Annotated in this window: 1 protein-coding gene; it reads left to right on the top strand. The window is 71.7% G+C overall.

Going from position 1 to position 251, the window contains the following annotated elements; genetic code table 11:
* Positions 1 to 251: DUF6352 family protein (locus WDW90_RS40270; protein WP_336493130.1), on the top strand; the 251-nt coding region annotated here is incomplete at both ends.

The raw sequence follows: 251 nt of genomic DNA on the forward strand, positions 1-251 counted from the left end.
CGCGGAGCTCATCGACGCGCAGGAGGCCGGGCCCGCGCACTCGCCCCTGATGGCGATGTTCGACCATGAGCCGGCCACCGAGCTCGACGTGATGACGGACGAGAACGCCTGGACCTACTGGAGCCGCTCCGACGCCTTCACGATGGCGCTCGATGTCGCGGCGAACCCGAAGAGCCACGAGGGCCTCGCCCGCGCGATCGAGGCGTGGCTGCGCCACCTCCTCGCCCTGGAGGCACGCGTCGAGCCGGTCG

This window comes from Methylobacterium nigriterrae, from assembly GCF_037106235.1.
In the GTDB taxonomy this organism is placed as follows: domain Bacteria; phylum Pseudomonadota; class Alphaproteobacteria; order Rhizobiales; family Beijerinckiaceae; genus Methylobacterium; species Methylobacterium nigriterrae.